Source organism: Bordetella sp. 15P40C-2 (genome assembly GCF_009763235.1).
In the GTDB taxonomy this organism is placed as follows: Bacteria; Pseudomonadota; Gammaproteobacteria; order Burkholderiales; family Burkholderiaceae_B; genus Bordetella_A.
Genome location: NZ_WSJA01000056.1, coordinates 1 through 15,113, shown reverse-complemented (window position 1 = coordinate 15,113; position 15,113 = coordinate 1). Strand labels below are relative to the sequence as shown.

Below are 15,113 nucleotides of genomic sequence, written 5' to 3'. Positions count from 1 at the left end.
AGCGTCAAGCTGTTGGCTCCGATCGCCATGGAAGAAGGTCTGCGTTTCGCCATCCGTGAAGGCGGTCGTACCGTCGGCGCCGGCGTCGTCGCTAAGATCATCGCTTAAGGCGACCACACCAAACCAGCGAAGGCGGCTGAGTCCGCTCTGACGCCTTCGCTTTTCGTTCTTTAGGAAACACCATGAAAAACCAGAAGATCCGCATCCGCTTGAAAGCCTTCGATTACAAGCTGATCGATCAATCTGCCGCCGAGATCGTCGACACCGCCAAGCGCACCGGCGCCGTGGTCCGTGGTCCGGTACCCCTGCCTACGCGTATCCGTCGTTATGACGTTCTGCGTTCGCCGCACGTGAACAAGACCTCGCGTGACCAGTTCGAAATCCGTACCCATCAGCGCCTGATGGACATCGTTGACCCGACCGACAAGACCGTTGACGCTCTGATGCGTTTGGATCTGCCGGCTGGCGTAGACGTGGAAATCGCTCTGCAGTAAGCCGTGCCCGCAAGGGACACTCGCCAGCCTCGCGGCCGGCGATCGAAAAAAGCCGCATTCCTCTGAATGTGGCTTTTTTTATGCCGCTGAATTGCCACAAAACCGGCACCTCGTTACACACCCGTCGCCGCTAAGCTATTGTCATAGCAGAAAAAACCGTGCTAAGATGCAAAGCTTGCCATTTTGTGGCAATAGCAACCCAGCCGTATGCATGTGCAGCAGTTCTCGCACGGCGGTACGCACACGGTTTTGGTTACTTGACCCTGTAGGGTGAAAGCCTTTACCTTTTGCCTGATTAGCCCCGACCAATCGCAGTCGGGAATGGAGAAAACAATGTCGAATTCGACGCCCACGCCCGCCGCACACCGGCTGGGTCTGGTGGGTCGCAAGGTCGGCATGACCCGCATTTTTACCGAGGAAGGTGAATCCATCCCGGTGACCGTGCTGGACGTGTCGAACAACCGCGTGACCCAGATCAAGTCCCTGGAAGCTGACGGCTACGCCGCAGTCCAAGTGGCTTACGGCACCCGTCGTGCCTCGCGTGTTACCCAGCCTCTCACTGGGCACTACGCGAAAGCCGGCGCCGAAGCCGGTAGCAACCTCAAAGAGTTCCGCCTGGATCCGGCCCGTCTGGCCGAGTTCACCCCGGGCGCTGTCATCGCTGTGGAATCGGTTTTCGAAGCCGGTCAACAAGTCGACGTGACGGGCACCACCATCGGTAAGGGTTTCGCCGGTACGATCAAGCGCCACAACTTCGGTTCGCAGCGCGCATCGCACGGTAACTCCCGTTCGCACCGTGTGCCGGGCTCTATCGGTCAAGCACAAGATCCGGGCCGTATTTTCCCGGGTAAGCGCATGGCTGGTCACTTGGGTGCTGTTACCCGTACCGTTCAAAACCTCGACGTCGTGCGTGTTGACGCCGAACGCGGTCTGCTGTTGGTCAAGGGCGCTGTCCCGGGCCACGCTGGCGGCGATGTCGTCGTGCGTCCGGCCATCAAGGCGCCGGCCAAGAAGGGGGCGTAAGCAACATGGATCTCAAGCTCCTGAATGACCAAGGTGAGGCCGCAACGTTCAGCGCGCCCGACACCATCTTCGGTCGTGATTTCAACGAAGCCCTGGTTCACCAAGTCGTCGTGGCTTATCAAGCCAACGCACGTAGCGGTAACCGCGCTCAGAAAGACCGTGCTGAAGTCAAGCACACCACCAAGAAGCCCTGGCGTCAAAAGGGTACCGGCCGCGCACGCGCTGGTATGACTTCGTCGCCGCTGTGGCGTGGGGGTGGTCGCACCTTCCCGAATTCGCCTGAAGAAAACTTCAGCCAAAAGGTCAACAAGAAGATGTATCGCGCGGGTATCCGTTCGATCCTCTCGCAGTTGGCTCGCGAAGACCGCATCGCCGTTGTCGAGACGTTCGGCCTCGAATCGCCCAAGACCAAGCTGGCTGTGTCCAAGCTCAAGTCCCTGGGTCTGGATTCGGTTCTGATCATCACCGACAGCGTTGATGAAAATACTTACCTCGCTACGCGCAACCTGCCGCACGTTGCCGTCGTCGAGCCCCGTTATGCCGATCCGTTGTCGTTGATCCACTACAAGAAAGTGCTGATCACCAAGCCGGCCATCGCTCAACTCGAGGAGATGCTGGGATGAACGCCGAACGCTTGATGCAAGTCATTCTCGCGCCGGTGGTGACCGAAAAGGCCACCTTCGTCGCCGAAAAGAATCAGCAAGTCGCTTTCCGTGTCGTGGCTGATGCTACCAAGCCGGAAATCAAGGCTGCCGTCGAACTGCTGTTCAAGGTGCAGGTCGAGTCCGTGCAGGTCCTCAACCGTAAGGGCAAAGTCAAGCGCTTTGGCCGTTTCATGGGTCGCCGTCGCACTGAGCGCAAGGCCTATGTTGCGCTCAAGGAAGGCCAGGAAATCGACTTTGCGGAGGTGAAGTAAATGGCCCTCGTCAAAGTAAAACCGACTTCGGCAGGCCGCCGTGGCATGGTGAAGGTTGTCAGCCCGAACCTGCACAAAGGCGCCCCGCACGCTGCGCTGCTCGAAAAGAAGACCCGTGGTTCTGGCCGTAACAACAACGGTCACATCACGATCCGCCACCGTGGCGGCGGTCACAAGCAGCACTACCGTCTCGTCGACTTCCGTCGCAACAAGGATGGTATTCCGGCCAAGGTTGAACGCCTGGAATACGATCCCAACCGTACGGCGCACATCGCTTTGCTGTGCTACGCCGACGGCGAACGTCGCTACATCATTGCGCCGCGCGGTCTGGAAGTGGGTGCTACGCTGGTCTCGGGTATCGAAGCCCCCATCCGCGCTGGCAACACGCTGCCGATCCGCAACATCCCCGTGGGTACGACGATCCACTGCATCGAAATGATCCCTGGCAAGGGCGCCCAAATGGCGCGTTCGGCCGGTGCATCCGCGGTGCTGCTGGCTCGCGAAGGTACGTACGCTCAGGTGCGTCTGCGTTCGGGCGAAGTCCGTCGCGTTCACATCGAATGCCGTGCCACCATCGGTGAAGTCGGTAACGAAGAACACAGCCTGCGCCAAATCGGCAAGGCCGGTGCAATGCGTTGGCGCGGTGTGCGTCCGACGGTTCGTGGTGTCGCCATGAACCCGGTGGATCACCCGCACGGTGGCGGCGAAGGCCGTACCGGCGAAGCTCGCGAACCGGTCAGCCCGTGGGGCACGCCCTCGAAGGGTTTCAAGACCCGTCGCAACAAGCGGACGAACAATATGATCGTCCAACGGCGCAAGCGCAAGTAAGAGGCGAACACTATGTCACGTTCGATCAAGAAAGGCCCGTTTGTCGACGCCCACCTTATCTCCAAGGTGGACAAGGCTGTCGCGGGCAAAGACAAGAAGCCGATCAAGACCTGGTCGCGCCGTTCCACGATCCTGCCCGAGTTCATCGGTCTCACGATCGCTGTGCACAACGGTCGCCAGCACGTTCCTGTTTATATCAACGAGAACATGGTCGGTCACAAGCTCGGCGAGTTCGCGCTGACCCGTACGTTCAAGGGCCACGCTGCGGACAAGAAGGCGAAGAGGTAAGCGATGGAAACTACTGCCGTTATCCGTGGAGTTCACATCTCGGCCCAGAAGACCCGTTTGGTTGCGGACTTGATCCGCGGCAAGTCGGTCGCCCAGGCCCTGAACATCCTGACCTTTTCCCCGAAAAAGGCTGCAGGCATCCTGAAAAAGGCTGTCGAGTCCGCTATCGCCAATGCTGAGCACAACGACGGCGCTGATATCGACGAACTGAAAGTCACGACGATTTTCGTCGACAAGGCGCAATCGATGAAGCGTTTTTCGGCTCGTGCTAAGGGCCGTGGCAACCGCATCGAGAAGCAGACCTGCCATATCACGGTCAAGGTCGGAGCCTAAGGAGTCACGATGGGTCAGAAAATTCACCCCACTGGGTTCCGTCTCGCGGTCACCCGTAATTGGTCCTCGCGTTGGTTCGCTGATGACAAAGCTTTCGGCAGCATGCTGGCCGAAGACATCCGCGTTCGCGAGTACCTGAAGAAGAAGCTCAAGAGCGCTTCGGTTGGTCGCGTCGTTATCGAGCGTCCGGCCAAGAACGCCCGCATCACCGTTTACTCGGCTCGTCCGGGCGTGGTGATCGGCAAGCGCGGTGAGGACATCGAAAGCCTGAAGGCCGATCTGCAGCGTTTGATGGGCGTGCCCGTGCACGTCAACATCGAGGAAATCCGCAAGCCGGAAACCGACGCTCAGCTGATCGCCGACTCGATTTCGCAGCAGCTGGAAAAGCGGATCATGTTCCGCCGCGCCATGAAGCGCGCCATGCAAAATGCGATGCGTCTGGGCGCCCAAGGCATCAAGATCATGAGCTCGGGCCGTCTGAACGGTATCGAAATCGCTCGCACCGAGTGGTATCGCGAAGGTCGCGTGCCGCTGCACACGCTGAAAGCCAATATCGACTACGGCACCTCGGAAGCCCACACCACCTACGGTGTGATCGGCATCAAGGTCTGGGTCTATAAGGGCGACATGCTGGCTAACGGCGAATTCCCGCCGGAAACCGCTGCCCCGCGTGAAGAAGAGCGTCGTTCGCGTCGCGCGCCGCGTGGCGATCGTCCGAGTGGCGATCGTGCCGGCCGTCCGGGTGGTCGTGGTCGTGGTCCCCGTAAGGCGGACGCGGCTCCGGCTCCTGAAGGAGAATAACCATGCTGCAACCCTCTCGCAGAAAGTATCGCAAAGAGCAAAAGGGCCGCAACACCGGTCTGGCTACGCGCGGCACCAACGTGTCGTTCGGCGAGTTCGGTCTGAAGGCCACCGGCCGTGGTCGTCTGACCGCTCGTCAGATCGAAGCCGCTCGTCGTGCTATCAACCGTCACATCAAGCGTGGCGGCCGTATCTGGATTCGCATTTTCCCGGATAAGCCGATCTCGCAAAAGCCAGCCGAAGTCCGGATGGGTAATGGTAAAGGTAACCCGGAGTACTGGGTCGCCGAGATCCAGCCCGGCAAGGTGCTCTACGAAATGGAAGGGGTCAGCGAAGAGCTGGCGCGCGAGGCGTTCCGCCTGGCCGCTGCCAAGCTGCCGATCTCGACCACGTTCGTCGCGCGTCATATCGGTGCTTAAGGAGTCAGTCACATGAAAGCTAGCGAACTCCGTTCGAAAGACGCCGCCGAGCTCGGTAAAGAGCTCGAGAGCCTGCTGAAGGCTCAATTCGGTCTGCGCATGCAGAAAGCCACGCAGCAGCTCGGCAATACCACCCAGCTGCGCAATGTCCGCCGTGACATCGCGCGCGTGCGCACCTTGCTGACCGAGAAGGCAGGGAAATAATATGAGCGAAACTCAAAACACCCAAGTGGCCAAGCGCCAGCGTACGCTGGTTGGCAAGGTCGTCAGCAACAAGATGGACAAGACTGTCGTTGTGCTCGTCGAGCGCCGCGTCAAGCACCCCATTTACGGCAAGATCGTCATGCGTTCCGCGAAGTACAAGGCGCACGATGAGTCGAACCAATACAACGAAGGCGACACCGTCGAAATCGCTGAAGGTCGTCCGATCTCGCGCTCGAAGTCTTGGAGCGTGGTTCGTCTGATCGAAGCGGTTCGCATCATCTGATGGTGAACCCGGCCGCCAGGCGATCGCAGTTCCGGGTCGCCTGATGGCAGAAAAGCGGCGAGGAGCAGTCCTTGCCGTTTTTCGTTGTAAAACGTGGGCAGTACAACGGCGTCAAAGCATCTGGCCTGATGGCCAAATGCGGCGATGTTGCGGTGCTGCACACTTTTTGCACAAAAAGCTTGCATCCCTGGTGGGGGCAGGCTAGAATGACAAGCTTTCCCGAGTTGCCTATACCGGCCACAGCTACAGCCCATGTCTGCGGTAGGCTGATAAGGGTATCGGGGGAAAGTATCCGCAGGATTTCAACCCAGGGTCGCTGCATTGTTTTGAAGAGAGTCTTCGAAGCCTTCAGCGGACCTGACGGGACCAAAACTGGCTGGAAGCGCGGCATCCCCTGGTCGGGAAATCGTCATTCCAGTTAAGTTGGAACAGGAAAAATCATGATCCAAATGCAGACCACGCTGGACGTGGCCGACAACACCGGTGCGCGCGCTGTTATGTGCATCAAGGTGCTCGGTGGCTCCAAGCGCCGTTATGCCGGTATCGGCGACATCATCAAGGTGAGCGTCAAAGATGCGGCTCCGCGCGGGCGCGTCAAAAAAGGCGAAATTTACAACGCCGTGGTGGTTCGTACCGCCAAGGGTGTGCGCCGTAAAGACGGTTCGCTGATCCGCTTCGGTGGCAATGCCGCCGTGTTGCTCAATGCCAAGCTGGAGCCCATCGGCACCCGCATCTTCGGACCCGTTACGCGTGAACTGCGTACCGAGCGTTTCATGAAGATTGTGTCGCTGGCCCCGGAAGTGCTGTAAGGAGCCCACGATGAACAACATCCGTAAAGGCGACGAAGTTATCGTCCTGACCGGTCGCGACAAAAAGCGTCGCGGCACCGTGCTGGCTCGCGTTGGCGCCGACCACGTACTGGTCGAAGGCGTGAACGTTGTCAAAAAGCACGTCAAGGCCAATCCGATGGCCAACAATCCTGGCGGTATCGTCGAAAAGACGTTGCCGATCCATATCTCTAACGTGGCGCTGTTCAACCCGGCCACCGGCAAGGGCGATCGCGTCGGCGTCAAAGTCGTCGACGGCCGCAAGGTCCGCGTGTTCCGTTCCAATGGTGCCGAAGTCGGCGCCAAGGCGTAAGGGGCGACAGACATGTCTCGTTTGCAAGAACTGTACAAGAGCAAAGTTGCTCCCGAGTTGACGGCTAAGTTCGGCTACAAGAGCCCGATGGAAGTGCCGCGCATCACCAAGATCACTCTCAACATGGGTGTCTCGGAAGCGGTTGCCGACAAGAAGGTCATCGAGCACGCTGTTGCTGACCTCACCAAGATTGCCGGCCAAAAGCCGGTCGTGACCAAGACGCGTAAAGCTATCGCTGGTTTCAAGATCCGCGAAAACTACCCGATTGGTTGCATGGTGACGCTGCGCGGTCAACGTATGTACGAATTCCTGGATCGCCTGGTGGCGGTTGCGTTGCCTCGTGTGCGCGACTTCCGCGGTATTTCCGGTCGTGCGTTCGACGGTCGCGGCAATTACAACGTCGGGGTGAAAGAGCAAATCATTTTCCCCGAAATCGAGTACGACAAGATCGACGCGCTGCGTGGGCTGAACATCAGCATCACCACCACCGCCAAGACCGACGATGAAGCCAAGGCACTGTTGACCGCCTTCAGCTTCCCGTTCCGCAACTAAGGGGCTGATGACGTGGCTAAACTTTCCCTCATCAATCGCGACATCAAGCGCGCCAAGCTGGCTGACAAGTTCGCCGCTCGCCGCGCCGAACTGAAAGCGATCATCGACGACCAGTCGAAGACCGACGAAGAACGTTACCAAGCTCGGCTGAAGCTGCAACAACTGCCGCGCAATGCCAACCCGACTCGCCAGCGTGCGCGCTGCGTCGTCACGGGTCGTCCGCGCGGCGTCTTCCGCAAGTTTGGGCTGACCCGCCACAAACTGCGTGAAATGGCGATGAAGGGTGAAATCCCCGGCATCACCAAGGCCAGCTGGTAGGAGAAAAAATATGAGCATGAGCGATCCCATCGCCGATATGCTGACTCGCATTCGCAATGCGCAGCAAGTTGACAAAGTTACGGTGAGCATGCCCTCCTCGAAGCTGAAGGCGGCTATTGCCGCTGTGCTGAAGGATGAAGGCTACATCGACGGCTTTGAAGTCAAAGGCACGCAGGCTAAGCCTGAGCTGGAAATCACCCTGAAGTACTACGCTGGCCGTCCGGTTATCGAGCGCATCGAACGCGTCTCGCGCCCTGGTCTGCGTATCTACAAGGGCCGCAGCAGCATTCCTCAAGTCATGAACGGCTTGGGCGTGGCTATCGTTTCGACCTCGCGCGGCGTCATGACCGACCGTAAGGCCCGTGCAAACGGCGTCGGCGGCGAAGTCCTGTGCTACGTGGCTTAAGGAGAAACACATGTCACGTATTGCTAAGTACCCGGTAGAACTGCCCAAGGGTGTTGAAGCCAACATCCTGGCAGATCAGATCACCGTCAAGGGTCCCCTGGGCACCCTGAGCCAAGAGCTGACTGGCCATGTCAAGGTTGCCGAAGAAAACGGCAAGCTGACTTTCGCCGCCGCTGACGATTCCCGTCACGCGAACGCGATGTCGGGCACCGTGCGCGCGCTGGTCGCCAACATGGTGACGGGCGTGAGCAAGGGCTTTGAGCGCAAGCTGACCCTGGTCGGCGTGGGCTACCGTGCCCAAGTTCAAGGCGATGCCATCAAGCTGCAGTTGGGCTTCTCGCACGATGTCGTGCATCCGCTGCCCGCTGGTGTCAAGGCCGAGTGCCCCACTCAGACGGAAATCGTCATCAAGGGCGCCAACAAGCAAGTCGTCGGTCAAGTGGCCGCTGAAATCCGCGCTTATCGTGAACCCGAACCCTACAAGGGCAAGGGCGTGCGTTACTCGGACGAACGCGTCGTCATTAAAGAAACCAAGAAGAAATAACGGCGCACGCAAGGACGAATCATGGACAAAAAAGTTTCCCGTTTGCGTCGTGCGGTTCCTACCCGCCGGAAAATTTCCGAGTTGCGCGTACATCGCCTCTCGATTTTCCGCTCGAACCTGCACATCTACGCCAACATTATTTCGCCCGAAGGCGATCGCGTGCTGGTCAGCGCTTCGACGCTGGAACCCGAAGTGCGTGCGCAACTGGCTGGTCAATCCGGTCAGGGCGGCAACACCGCCGCTGCCACGCTGGTGGGCAAGCGCGTAGCCGAAAAGGCCAAGGCTGCCGGTATTGAATTGGTCGCTTTCGATCGCTCGGGCTTTCGTTATCATGGCCGCGTGAAAGCGCTGGCCGATGCCGCGCGTGAAGCCGGTCTGAAGTTCTAAGCGAGGATTTGTCAAATGGCTAAAGTACAAGGCAAAGGCGCCGCGGAAAAAGAGAACGACGACGGCCTGCGCGAAAAAATGATCGCGGTTAACCGCGTCAGCAAGGTGGTCAAGGGTGGTCGCACCATGAGCTTCGCCGCGCTGACCGTGGTTGGCGATGGCGATGGCCGCATCGGCATGGGCAAGGGCAAGGCGCGTGAAGTGCCGGTGTCCGTCCAGAAAGCCATGGAACAGGCTCGTCGCGGTCTGTTCAAGGTTGCCCTGAAGAACGGCACGCTGCATCACACGGTTGTGGGCAAGCACGGTGCATCCACCGTTCTGATTTCGCCCGCAGCTGAAGGTACCGGCGTCATCGCCGGCGGCCCGATGCGCGCGATCTTCGAAGTGATGGGTGTGCGTAACGTTGTTGCCAAGAGCCTCGGCTCGAGCAACCCCTATAACTTGGTCCGTGCCACGCTCAACGGCTTGCGCGCTTCCATGACGCCGTCGGAAGTCGCTGCCAAGCGCGGCAAGACCGTCGAAGAGATCCTGGGGTAAATCATGTCTCAGAAACAGATCAAAGTTACCCTCGTGCGCTCGGTGATCGGTACCAAGCAATCCCACCGTGACACCGTTCGCGGTCTGGGCTTGCGCCGTCTCAACAGCAGCCGAGTTCTGGTGGACACGCCCGAGGTGCGCGGCATGATCCGTAAAGTGGATTATCTCGTGTCCGTCTCGGAAGCCTAAGGAATCACGATGTCGGATATTCAACTCAATACGCTGAAGCCCGCTGAGGGCGCTAAGCACGCCAAGCGCCGCGTTGGCCGTGGTATCGGTTCGGGTCTGGGTAAAACCGCCGGCCGTGGTCACAAAGGTCAAAAGTCGCGTTCGGGCGGTTTCCACAAGGTTGGCTTCGAAGGCGGCCAAATGCCGCTGCAGCGTCGTCTGCCCAAGCGTGGCTTTACGCCGCTGGGTCAGCACCTGTACGCCGAAGTTCGTTTGTCGGAGCTGCAGGCTCTGCCCATCGACGAAATCGATGTGCAAGCGCTGAAGGCTGCCGGTGTGGTTGGCCAACAGGTCCGCTACGCTAAGGTCATCAAGTCCGGCGAACTCTCGCGCAAGGTGACGCTCAAGGGCATCACCGCGACGGCTGGCGCTCGCGCCGCCATCGAAGCCGCGGGCGGCTCGTTAGCTTGATCGCGAGGTAATACGTGGCTAATGCACAGGCACTGGGAAAGACCGGACCGAAATACGGCGATTTAAAACGCCGTCTCGTGTTCCTGGTTTTGGCCCTGGTGGTTTACCGGTTGGGGACGCATATCCCCGTCCCGGGTATCAATCCGGATGCGCTGGCGGATCTTTTCCGCCAGAACGAGGGCGGTATCCTGGGCCTGTTCAACATGTTTTCGGGCGGCGCGTTGTCGCGCTTTTCGATCTTCGCCTTGGGGATCATGCCGTACATCTCTGCATCGATCATCATGCAGTTGATGTCCGTCGTGATGCCCTCGCTGGAAGCCCTGAAGAAAGAGGGCGAGGCCGGCCGTCGGAAGATCACCCAATACACTCGCTACGGCACGGTCGTGCTGGCGCTGGTGCAGGCGGTGGGTATTTCGGTGGCGTTGGAGTCGCAGCCAGGTCTGGTCATTGATCCTGGCATGCTGTTTCGCTTCACAACGGTCGTGACGTTGCTGACTGGCACCATGTTCGTCATGTGGCTGGGAGAGCAAATCACGGAGCGTGGCCTGGGTAACGGTATCTCGATCTTGATTTTCGCGGGTATTGTTGCGGGGTTGCCCTCGGCGCTGGCTGGATTGCTGGATTTGGTTCGTACCAATGCGATGTCGGTGGTTTCGGCCCTGTTCATCGTGGCCTTGGTAGTGTTGGTGACGGCTTTTGTGGTGTTCGTCGAACGCGGACAACGCAAGATCACGGTCAACTACGCCAAGCGTCAGGTAGGCAACAAGATCTACGGTGGTCAAAGCTCGCACTTGCCGTTGAAGCTGAACATGGCCGGGGTGATTCCGCCGATCTTTGCATCGTCGATCATTCTGTTCCCGGCCACGATTACCAGCTGGTTCTCGACGGGCGAAAACATGATGTGGTTGCGTGATCTGGCTGCGGCGCTCGCGCCTCGCCAACCGCTCTACATCACGTTGTACGCGACAGCGATCATTTTCTTCTGCTTTTTCTACACGGCATTGGTTTTCAACAGCCGCGAAACGGCAGATAACCTGAAGAAGAGCGGTGCGTTCGTTCCTGGCATTCGCCCGGGCGAGCAGACAGCGCGTTACATTGACAAGATTCTGATGCGCTTGACGCTGGTGGGTGCGCTGTACATCACCCTCGTGTGTCTGCTCCCAGAGTTCTTGGTGATGCGCTGGAATGTACCGTTTTATTTTGGTGGCACGTCCTTGTTGATTATCGTAGTGGTGACGATGGATTTCATGGCGCAGGTTCAGGCCTACATGATGTCTCACCAATATGAGTCGCTTCTCAAGAAAGCGAATTTCAAGGGCTCCTCAGGTTTGCCGATGCGGTAGCAAAGAGAATGTCTAAGGACGACGTCATCCAGATGCAAGGCGAGGTTGTCGAAAACCTCCCTAACGCGACTTTTCGCGTCAAGCTCGAAAACGGCCACGTGGTGTTAGGCCATATTTCCGGCAAGATGCGTATGCATTACATCCGGATTCTGCCGGGCGACAAGGTCACAGTGGAGCTCACGCCCTATGACCTGACGAGGGCAAGAATTGTTTTCCGCTCAAAATGAGCAGAATCGGATTACGGAAAATTAGGAGTCAACCATGAAAGTAATGGCATCGGTTAAGCGGATTTGCCGCAACTGCAAAGTTATCAAACGTCACGGCGTGGTGCGTGTCATCTGCACCGACCCGCGTCACAAGCAGCGTCAAGGCTAACCCTGGTTAGCGACACGCAACGGATTTATTCAAGGAACAGTCATGGCCCGTATTGCTGGCATTAACATTCCGCCGCAACAGCACGCCGAGATCGGCCTGACCGCCATTTTTGGCATCGGTCGTACCCGCGCCCGCAAGATCTGCGAAGCTGCAAATGTACCCCTTTCCAAAAAGGTCAAGGATCTGACCGACGCTGAATTGGAACGCATTCGTGAACACGTTGGTCTGTTCACGGTCGAAGGTGACCTGCGCCGCGAAGTGCAACTGTCGATCAAGCGTTTGATCGACCTCGGCACCTACCGTGGTATGCGTCACAAGCGCGGTTTGCCCGTGCGCGGCCAGCGCACTCGCACCAACGCTCGCACCCGTAAGGGACCGCGTCGTGCTGCTGCGTCCCTGAAGAAATAATCGAGGAATTAGATTATGGCGAAAGCTTCCACCAGCGGCGCTTCGCGCGTACGCAAAAAGGTTAAGAAGAACGTCTCGGACGGCATTGCGCACGTTCACGCGTCGTTTAACAACACCATCATCACCATCACCGATCGTCAGGGCAATGCCCTGTCGTGGGCGACTTCGGGTGGCGCGGGCTTCAAGGGCTCGCGTAAATCGACGCCGTTCGCCGCACAGGTGGCAGCCGAGACGGCAGGCCGCGTGGCGCTGGAATACGGCATCAAGACGCTCGAAGTGCGTATCAAGGGCCCCGGCCCGGGTCGCGAATCGTCCGTGCGTGCGCTGAATGCGCTGGGCATCAAGATCTCGAGCATCGCCGATATCACGCCCGTGCCGCATAACGGCTGCCGTCCGCCGAAGCGTCGTCGTATCTAAAGGGAATCCACATGGCTCGTTATATTGGACCCAAATGCAAACTCTCGCGCCGCGAGGGTACTGATCTGTTCCTGAAGAGCGCCCGTCGCTCGCTGGATTCCAAGTGCAAGCTGGACTCCAAGCCTGGTCAACACGGCCGCACCTCCGGTGCCCGTACCTCTGACTACGGCCTGCAGCTGCGCGAAAAGCAAAAGCTCAAGCGCATGTACGGCGTGCTGGAAAAGCAATTCCGCAAGTACTTCGCTGAAGCCGAGCGTCGCCGTGGCAACACCGGCGAAACGCTGATCCAGCTGTTGGAATCGCGTCTGGACAACGTCGTCTACCGCATGGGTTTTGGTTCGACCCGCGCTGAAGCACGTCAGCTCGTCAGCCACCGCGCTGTCGAACTGAACGGCCACACCGCCGACATCGCCTCGATGATCGTCAAAGCCGGCGACGTGATCAGCATCCGCGAAAAGGCCAAGAAGCAAGGCCGTATCCGCGAATCGCTGGATCTGGCTGCGAGCATCGGTCTGCCCCAGTGGGTGGAAGTCGACGCCAACAAGATGACCGGTACCTTCAAGTCGGTGCCCGATCGCGCTGACGTCGCTCGCGACATCAACGAATCGATGGTCGTCGAACTGTACTCGCGTTAATCGCGACTGGCACGGTGAAGTTCACCGTGCTTACAGTAAGATTGCAAGTCCCGCAGCAGCCCGCTTGTGCACATTTGTGCAAGCGGGCTTTGCGGTCGTTATGAACAGCGATTTTTGTCCCTGTTTTTATTTCCATCAGCCTTATCGGTGTAACGAGCCGAGGGTATTGAAAAGGAATACCGTTAATGTCCACTCAAGGTTTTCTGAAGCCGCGCTCCATTGAAGTCCAGCCGGTCGGCACGCATCACGCCAAGATTGTGATGGAGCCGTTCGAGCGTGGCTATGGTCATACGCTGGGTAACGCCCTGCGCCGCATTCTGCTGTCGTCGATGACGGGCTATGCCCCGACCGAAGTGCAAATGACGGGCGTGGTGCACGAGTACTCGACCATCCCGGGCGTGCGCGAAGATGTCGTTGACATCCTGTTGAACCTGAAAGGCGTGGTGTTCAAGCTGCACAACCGTGACGAAGTCACCCTGGTGCTGCGCAAGAACGGCGTGGGCGCCGTTGTCGCTGGCGACATCGAACTGCCGCACGACGTCGAGATCATCAACCCGGATCATCTGATCTGCAACCTGACCGACTCCGGTAAAGTGGAAATGCAGATCAAGGTCGAAAAGGGTCGTGGTTACGTGCCGGGTAACGTGCGCGCGCTGTCGGAAGACCGTAGCCACACCATCGGCCGTATCGTGCTGGACGCTTCGTTCAGCCCCGTGCGCCGCGTCAGCTATGCTGTCGAAAGCGCCCGTGTGGAACAGCGTACCGACCTGGACAAGCTGGTGCTGGACATCGAAACCAACGGCGTGATCTCGCCCGAGGAAGCTGTCCGTCAATCGGCCCGCATCCTGATGGACCAGATCTCCGTGTTCGCCGCCCTGGAAGGTGCTGGCGATTCGTACGAAGCCCCGGTTCGCGGCACGCCGCAAATCGATCCGGTCCTGCTGCGCCCGGTCGACGATCTGGAGCTGACGGTGCGCTCGGCCAACTGCTTGAAGGCCGAAAACATCTACTACATCGGCGACCTGATCCAGCGTACCGAAAACGAGCTGCTCAAGACCCCGAACCTGGGTCGCAAGTCGCTCAACGAGATCAAGGAAGTCCTGGCTGCACGTGGTCTGACCTTGGGCATGAAGCTCGAGAACTGGCCCCCGCTCGGTCTGGAACGTCCGTAATTCCCTGTAGTACCGATTTCCACTGGACCGCGGCCGGGTAACCGGCCGATAGAAGATCCAGATAACCCGGCGGCGGTCACGTCGCCTCTTAGATTCAAAAGGAACTTATCATGCGTCACGGTAATGGTTTGCGTAAGCTCAATCGTACTAGCAGCCACCGTCTTGCCATGTTTCGCAACATGGCCGTTTCGTTGTTGACCCACGAAGCGATCAAGACCACGCTGCCCAAGGCGAAAGAACTGCGCCGCGTCGTAGAGCCCCTGATCACCCTGGGCAAGGAACCCACCCTCGCGAACAAGCGTCTGGCTTTTGCCCGTCTGCGTGATCGTGCTGCCGTGGTGAAGCTGTTCGCCGAAATCGGTCCCCGCTATGCGGCCCGTAACGGCGGCTACACCCGCATCCTGAAGATGGGTTTCCGTCAAGGCGACAACGCTCCCATGGCTTACATGGAACTGGTTGATCGTCCTGAAGTTCAGGAAACCGAGGCCGAAAACGCTGCCGAATAAGCCGGTCAGTGAATAAGCGCAAAGGCGAGCCCTCGGGCTCGCCTCAGTCTGCTGACAAACCCTCCCGTAAAACGGAGGGTTTGTTCATAATAGAGGGATGTTAAAAGCCCCGACTGCTTACCAGCACGAGCTGGAGATGGTGACG

29 protein-coding genes and 1 pseudogene are annotated in these 15,113 nt (G+C 58.7%); all 30 read left to right on the top strand.

Annotated features, from left to right (window positions below; genetic code table 11):
• Nucleotides 1–108: pseudogene (locus GOQ25_RS18285) on the top strand (elongation factor Tu); the annotation flags it as partial.
• A 74-nt stretch (nucleotides 109–182) separates the two neighbouring features.
• Nucleotides 183–494 carry a 30S ribosomal protein S10 gene (rpsJ, locus tag GOQ25_RS18280; RefSeq protein ID WP_003806903.1) on the top strand — a complete coding sequence of 104 codons (312 nt, stop codon included), beginning with the start codon at nucleotides 183–185 and terminating at the stop codon, nucleotides 492–494.
• A 333-nt stretch (nucleotides 495–827) separates the two neighbouring features.
• Nucleotides 828–1,517 (top strand): 50S ribosomal protein L3, encoded by a 690-nt coding sequence (gene rplC / locus GOQ25_RS18275; protein ID WP_160351908.1) that lies wholly within the window; start codon nucleotides 828–830, stop codon nucleotides 1,515–1,517.
• Between the two features lie 5 nt (nucleotides 1,518–1,522).
• Nucleotides 1,523–2,140, top strand: a complete 618-nt coding sequence (gene rplD, locus GOQ25_RS18270; protein WP_160351907.1) for a 50S ribosomal protein L4 — start codon at nucleotides 1,523–1,525, stop codon at nucleotides 2,138–2,140.
• On the top strand, nucleotides 2,137–2,433 hold the full coding sequence (gene rplW / locus GOQ25_RS18265) for a 50S ribosomal protein L23 (protein WP_094823931.1): 297 nt from the start codon (nucleotides 2,137–2,139) through the stop codon (nucleotides 2,431–2,433). The genes rplD and rplW overlap by 4 nt, the downstream gene beginning before the upstream one ends.
• Nucleotides 2,434–3,261 (top strand): 50S ribosomal protein L2, encoded by an 828-nt coding sequence (gene rplB, locus GOQ25_RS18260; RefSeq protein ID WP_160351906.1) that lies wholly within the window; start codon nucleotides 2,434–2,436, stop codon nucleotides 3,259–3,261.
• 12 nt (nucleotides 3,262–3,273) lie between these two features.
• Nucleotides 3,274–3,549: a 30S ribosomal protein S19 gene (gene rpsS / locus GOQ25_RS18255; protein WP_160351905.1), complete on the top strand. Its 276-nt coding sequence runs from the start codon at nucleotides 3,274–3,276 to the stop codon at nucleotides 3,547–3,549.
• Nucleotides 3,550–3,552: 3 nt separating this feature from the next.
• Nucleotides 3,553–3,882: a 50S ribosomal protein L22 gene (rplV, locus tag GOQ25_RS18250; protein ID WP_160351904.1), complete on the top strand. Its 330-nt coding sequence runs from the start codon at nucleotides 3,553–3,555 to the stop codon at nucleotides 3,880–3,882.
• Between the two features lie 9 nt (nucleotides 3,883–3,891).
• Nucleotides 3,892–4,683, top strand: coding sequence for a 30S ribosomal protein S3 (gene rpsC / locus GOQ25_RS18245; RefSeq protein ID WP_160351903.1), 792 nt, complete (start codon nucleotides 3,892–3,894; stop codon nucleotides 4,681–4,683).
• Between the two features lie 2 nt (nucleotides 4,684–4,685).
• Nucleotides 4,686–5,102: a 50S ribosomal protein L16 gene (gene rplP, locus GOQ25_RS18240; RefSeq protein ID WP_029579982.1), complete on the top strand. Its 417-nt coding sequence runs from the start codon at nucleotides 4,686–4,688 to the stop codon at nucleotides 5,100–5,102.
• A 12-nt stretch (nucleotides 5,103–5,114) separates the two neighbouring features.
• Nucleotides 5,115–5,306 carry a 50S ribosomal protein L29 gene (gene rpmC, locus GOQ25_RS18235; RefSeq protein ID WP_160351902.1) on the top strand — a complete coding sequence of 64 codons (192 nt, stop codon included), beginning with the start codon at nucleotides 5,115–5,117 and terminating at the stop codon, nucleotides 5,304–5,306.
• Nucleotide 5,307: 1 nt separating this feature from the next.
• Nucleotides 5,308–5,589 (top strand): 30S ribosomal protein S17, encoded by a 282-nt coding sequence (gene rpsQ / locus GOQ25_RS18230; protein ID WP_160351901.1) that lies wholly within the window; start codon nucleotides 5,308–5,310, stop codon nucleotides 5,587–5,589.
• A gap of 440 nt (nucleotides 5,590–6,029) precedes the next feature.
• Nucleotides 6,030–6,398, top strand: a complete 369-nt coding sequence (gene rplN / locus GOQ25_RS18225) for a 50S ribosomal protein L14 (RefSeq protein WP_003806916.1) — start codon at nucleotides 6,030–6,032, stop codon at nucleotides 6,396–6,398.
• A 10-nt stretch (nucleotides 6,399–6,408) separates the two neighbouring features.
• The gene (gene rplX, locus GOQ25_RS18220) at nucleotides 6,409–6,729 is read left to right on the top strand and encodes a 50S ribosomal protein L24 (RefSeq protein ID WP_160351900.1); all 321 of its coding nucleotides are present in this window, start codon (nucleotides 6,409–6,411) and stop codon (nucleotides 6,727–6,729) included.
• A 12-nt stretch (nucleotides 6,730–6,741) separates the two neighbouring features.
• Entirely contained in the window at nucleotides 6,742–7,281 is a 540-nt protein-coding gene (gene rplE / locus GOQ25_RS18215; protein ID WP_160351899.1) for a 50S ribosomal protein L5, read from the top strand.
• Between the two features lie 12 nt (nucleotides 7,282–7,293).
• Nucleotides 7,294–7,599 (top strand): 30S ribosomal protein S14, encoded by a 306-nt coding sequence (gene rpsN, locus GOQ25_RS18210; RefSeq protein WP_160351898.1) that lies wholly within the window; start codon nucleotides 7,294–7,296, stop codon nucleotides 7,597–7,599.
• A 10-nt stretch (nucleotides 7,600–7,609) separates the two neighbouring features.
• Nucleotides 7,610–8,005 (top strand): 30S ribosomal protein S8, encoded by a 396-nt coding sequence (gene rpsH / locus GOQ25_RS18205; RefSeq protein WP_160351897.1) that lies wholly within the window; start codon nucleotides 7,610–7,612, stop codon nucleotides 8,003–8,005.
• A 10-nt stretch (nucleotides 8,006–8,015) separates the two neighbouring features.
• A complete protein-coding gene (gene rplF, locus GOQ25_RS18200) occupies nucleotides 8,016–8,549 on the top strand; it encodes a 50S ribosomal protein L6 (protein ID WP_160351896.1) in 534 nt (177 codons plus the stop codon).
• A gap of 21 nt (nucleotides 8,550–8,570) precedes the next feature.
• A complete protein-coding gene (gene rplR / locus GOQ25_RS18195) occupies nucleotides 8,571–8,936 on the top strand; it encodes a 50S ribosomal protein L18 (RefSeq protein ID WP_012251753.1) in 366 nt (121 codons plus the stop codon).
• Nucleotides 8,937–8,951: 15 nt separating this feature from the next.
• Complete coding sequence (gene rpsE / locus GOQ25_RS18190) at nucleotides 8,952–9,473, top strand: 30S ribosomal protein S5 (protein WP_160351895.1); 522 nt, start codon at nucleotides 8,952–8,954, stop codon at nucleotides 9,471–9,473.
• Nucleotides 9,474–9,476: 3 nt separating this feature from the next.
• Nucleotides 9,477–9,662, top strand: coding sequence for a 50S ribosomal protein L30 (gene rpmD, locus GOQ25_RS18185; protein ID WP_160351894.1), 186 nt, complete (start codon nucleotides 9,477–9,479; stop codon nucleotides 9,660–9,662).
• Between the two features lie 9 nt (nucleotides 9,663–9,671).
• Complete coding sequence (rplO, locus tag GOQ25_RS18180; RefSeq protein ID WP_160351893.1) at nucleotides 9,672–10,112, top strand: 50S ribosomal protein L15; 441 nt, start codon at nucleotides 9,672–9,674, stop codon at nucleotides 10,110–10,112.
• 14 nt (nucleotides 10,113–10,126) lie between these two features.
• On the top strand, nucleotides 10,127–11,455 hold the full coding sequence (secY, locus tag GOQ25_RS18175; protein ID WP_160351892.1) for a preprotein translocase subunit SecY: 1,329 nt from the start codon (nucleotides 10,127–10,129) through the stop codon (nucleotides 11,453–11,455).
• Between the two features lie 8 nt (nucleotides 11,456–11,463).
• Nucleotides 11,464–11,682 carry a translation initiation factor IF-1 gene (infA, locus tag GOQ25_RS18170; RefSeq protein ID WP_160351891.1) on the top strand — a complete coding sequence of 73 codons (219 nt, stop codon included), beginning with the start codon at nucleotides 11,464–11,466 and terminating at the stop codon, nucleotides 11,680–11,682.
• Nucleotides 11,683–11,716: 34 nt separating this feature from the next.
• Nucleotides 11,717–11,830: a 50S ribosomal protein L36 gene (gene rpmJ / locus GOQ25_RS18165; RefSeq protein WP_003806928.1), complete on the top strand. Its 114-nt coding sequence runs from the start codon at nucleotides 11,717–11,719 to the stop codon at nucleotides 11,828–11,830.
• A 42-nt stretch (nucleotides 11,831–11,872) separates the two neighbouring features.
• Complete coding sequence (gene rpsM / locus GOQ25_RS18160) at nucleotides 11,873–12,238, top strand: 30S ribosomal protein S13 (RefSeq protein ID WP_160351890.1); 366 nt, start codon at nucleotides 11,873–11,875, stop codon at nucleotides 12,236–12,238.
• Between the two features lie 15 nt (nucleotides 12,239–12,253).
• A complete protein-coding gene (gene rpsK / locus GOQ25_RS18155; protein WP_006216516.1) occupies nucleotides 12,254–12,655 on the top strand; it encodes a 30S ribosomal protein S11 in 402 nt (133 codons plus the stop codon).
• An 11-nt stretch (nucleotides 12,656–12,666) separates the two neighbouring features.
• Nucleotides 12,667–13,290 (top strand): 30S ribosomal protein S4, encoded by a 624-nt coding sequence (gene rpsD / locus GOQ25_RS18150; RefSeq protein WP_160351889.1) that lies wholly within the window; start codon nucleotides 12,667–12,669, stop codon nucleotides 13,288–13,290.
• A gap of 185 nt (nucleotides 13,291–13,475) precedes the next feature.
• A complete protein-coding gene (rpoA, locus tag GOQ25_RS18145; RefSeq protein WP_160351888.1) occupies nucleotides 13,476–14,462 on the top strand; it encodes a DNA-directed RNA polymerase subunit alpha in 987 nt (328 codons plus the stop codon).
• A gap of 110 nt (nucleotides 14,463–14,572) precedes the next feature.
• A complete protein-coding gene (rplQ, locus tag GOQ25_RS18140; protein WP_160351887.1) occupies nucleotides 14,573–14,968 on the top strand; it encodes a 50S ribosomal protein L17 in 396 nt (131 codons plus the stop codon).
• Nucleotides 14,969–15,113: the final 145 nt, after the last annotated feature.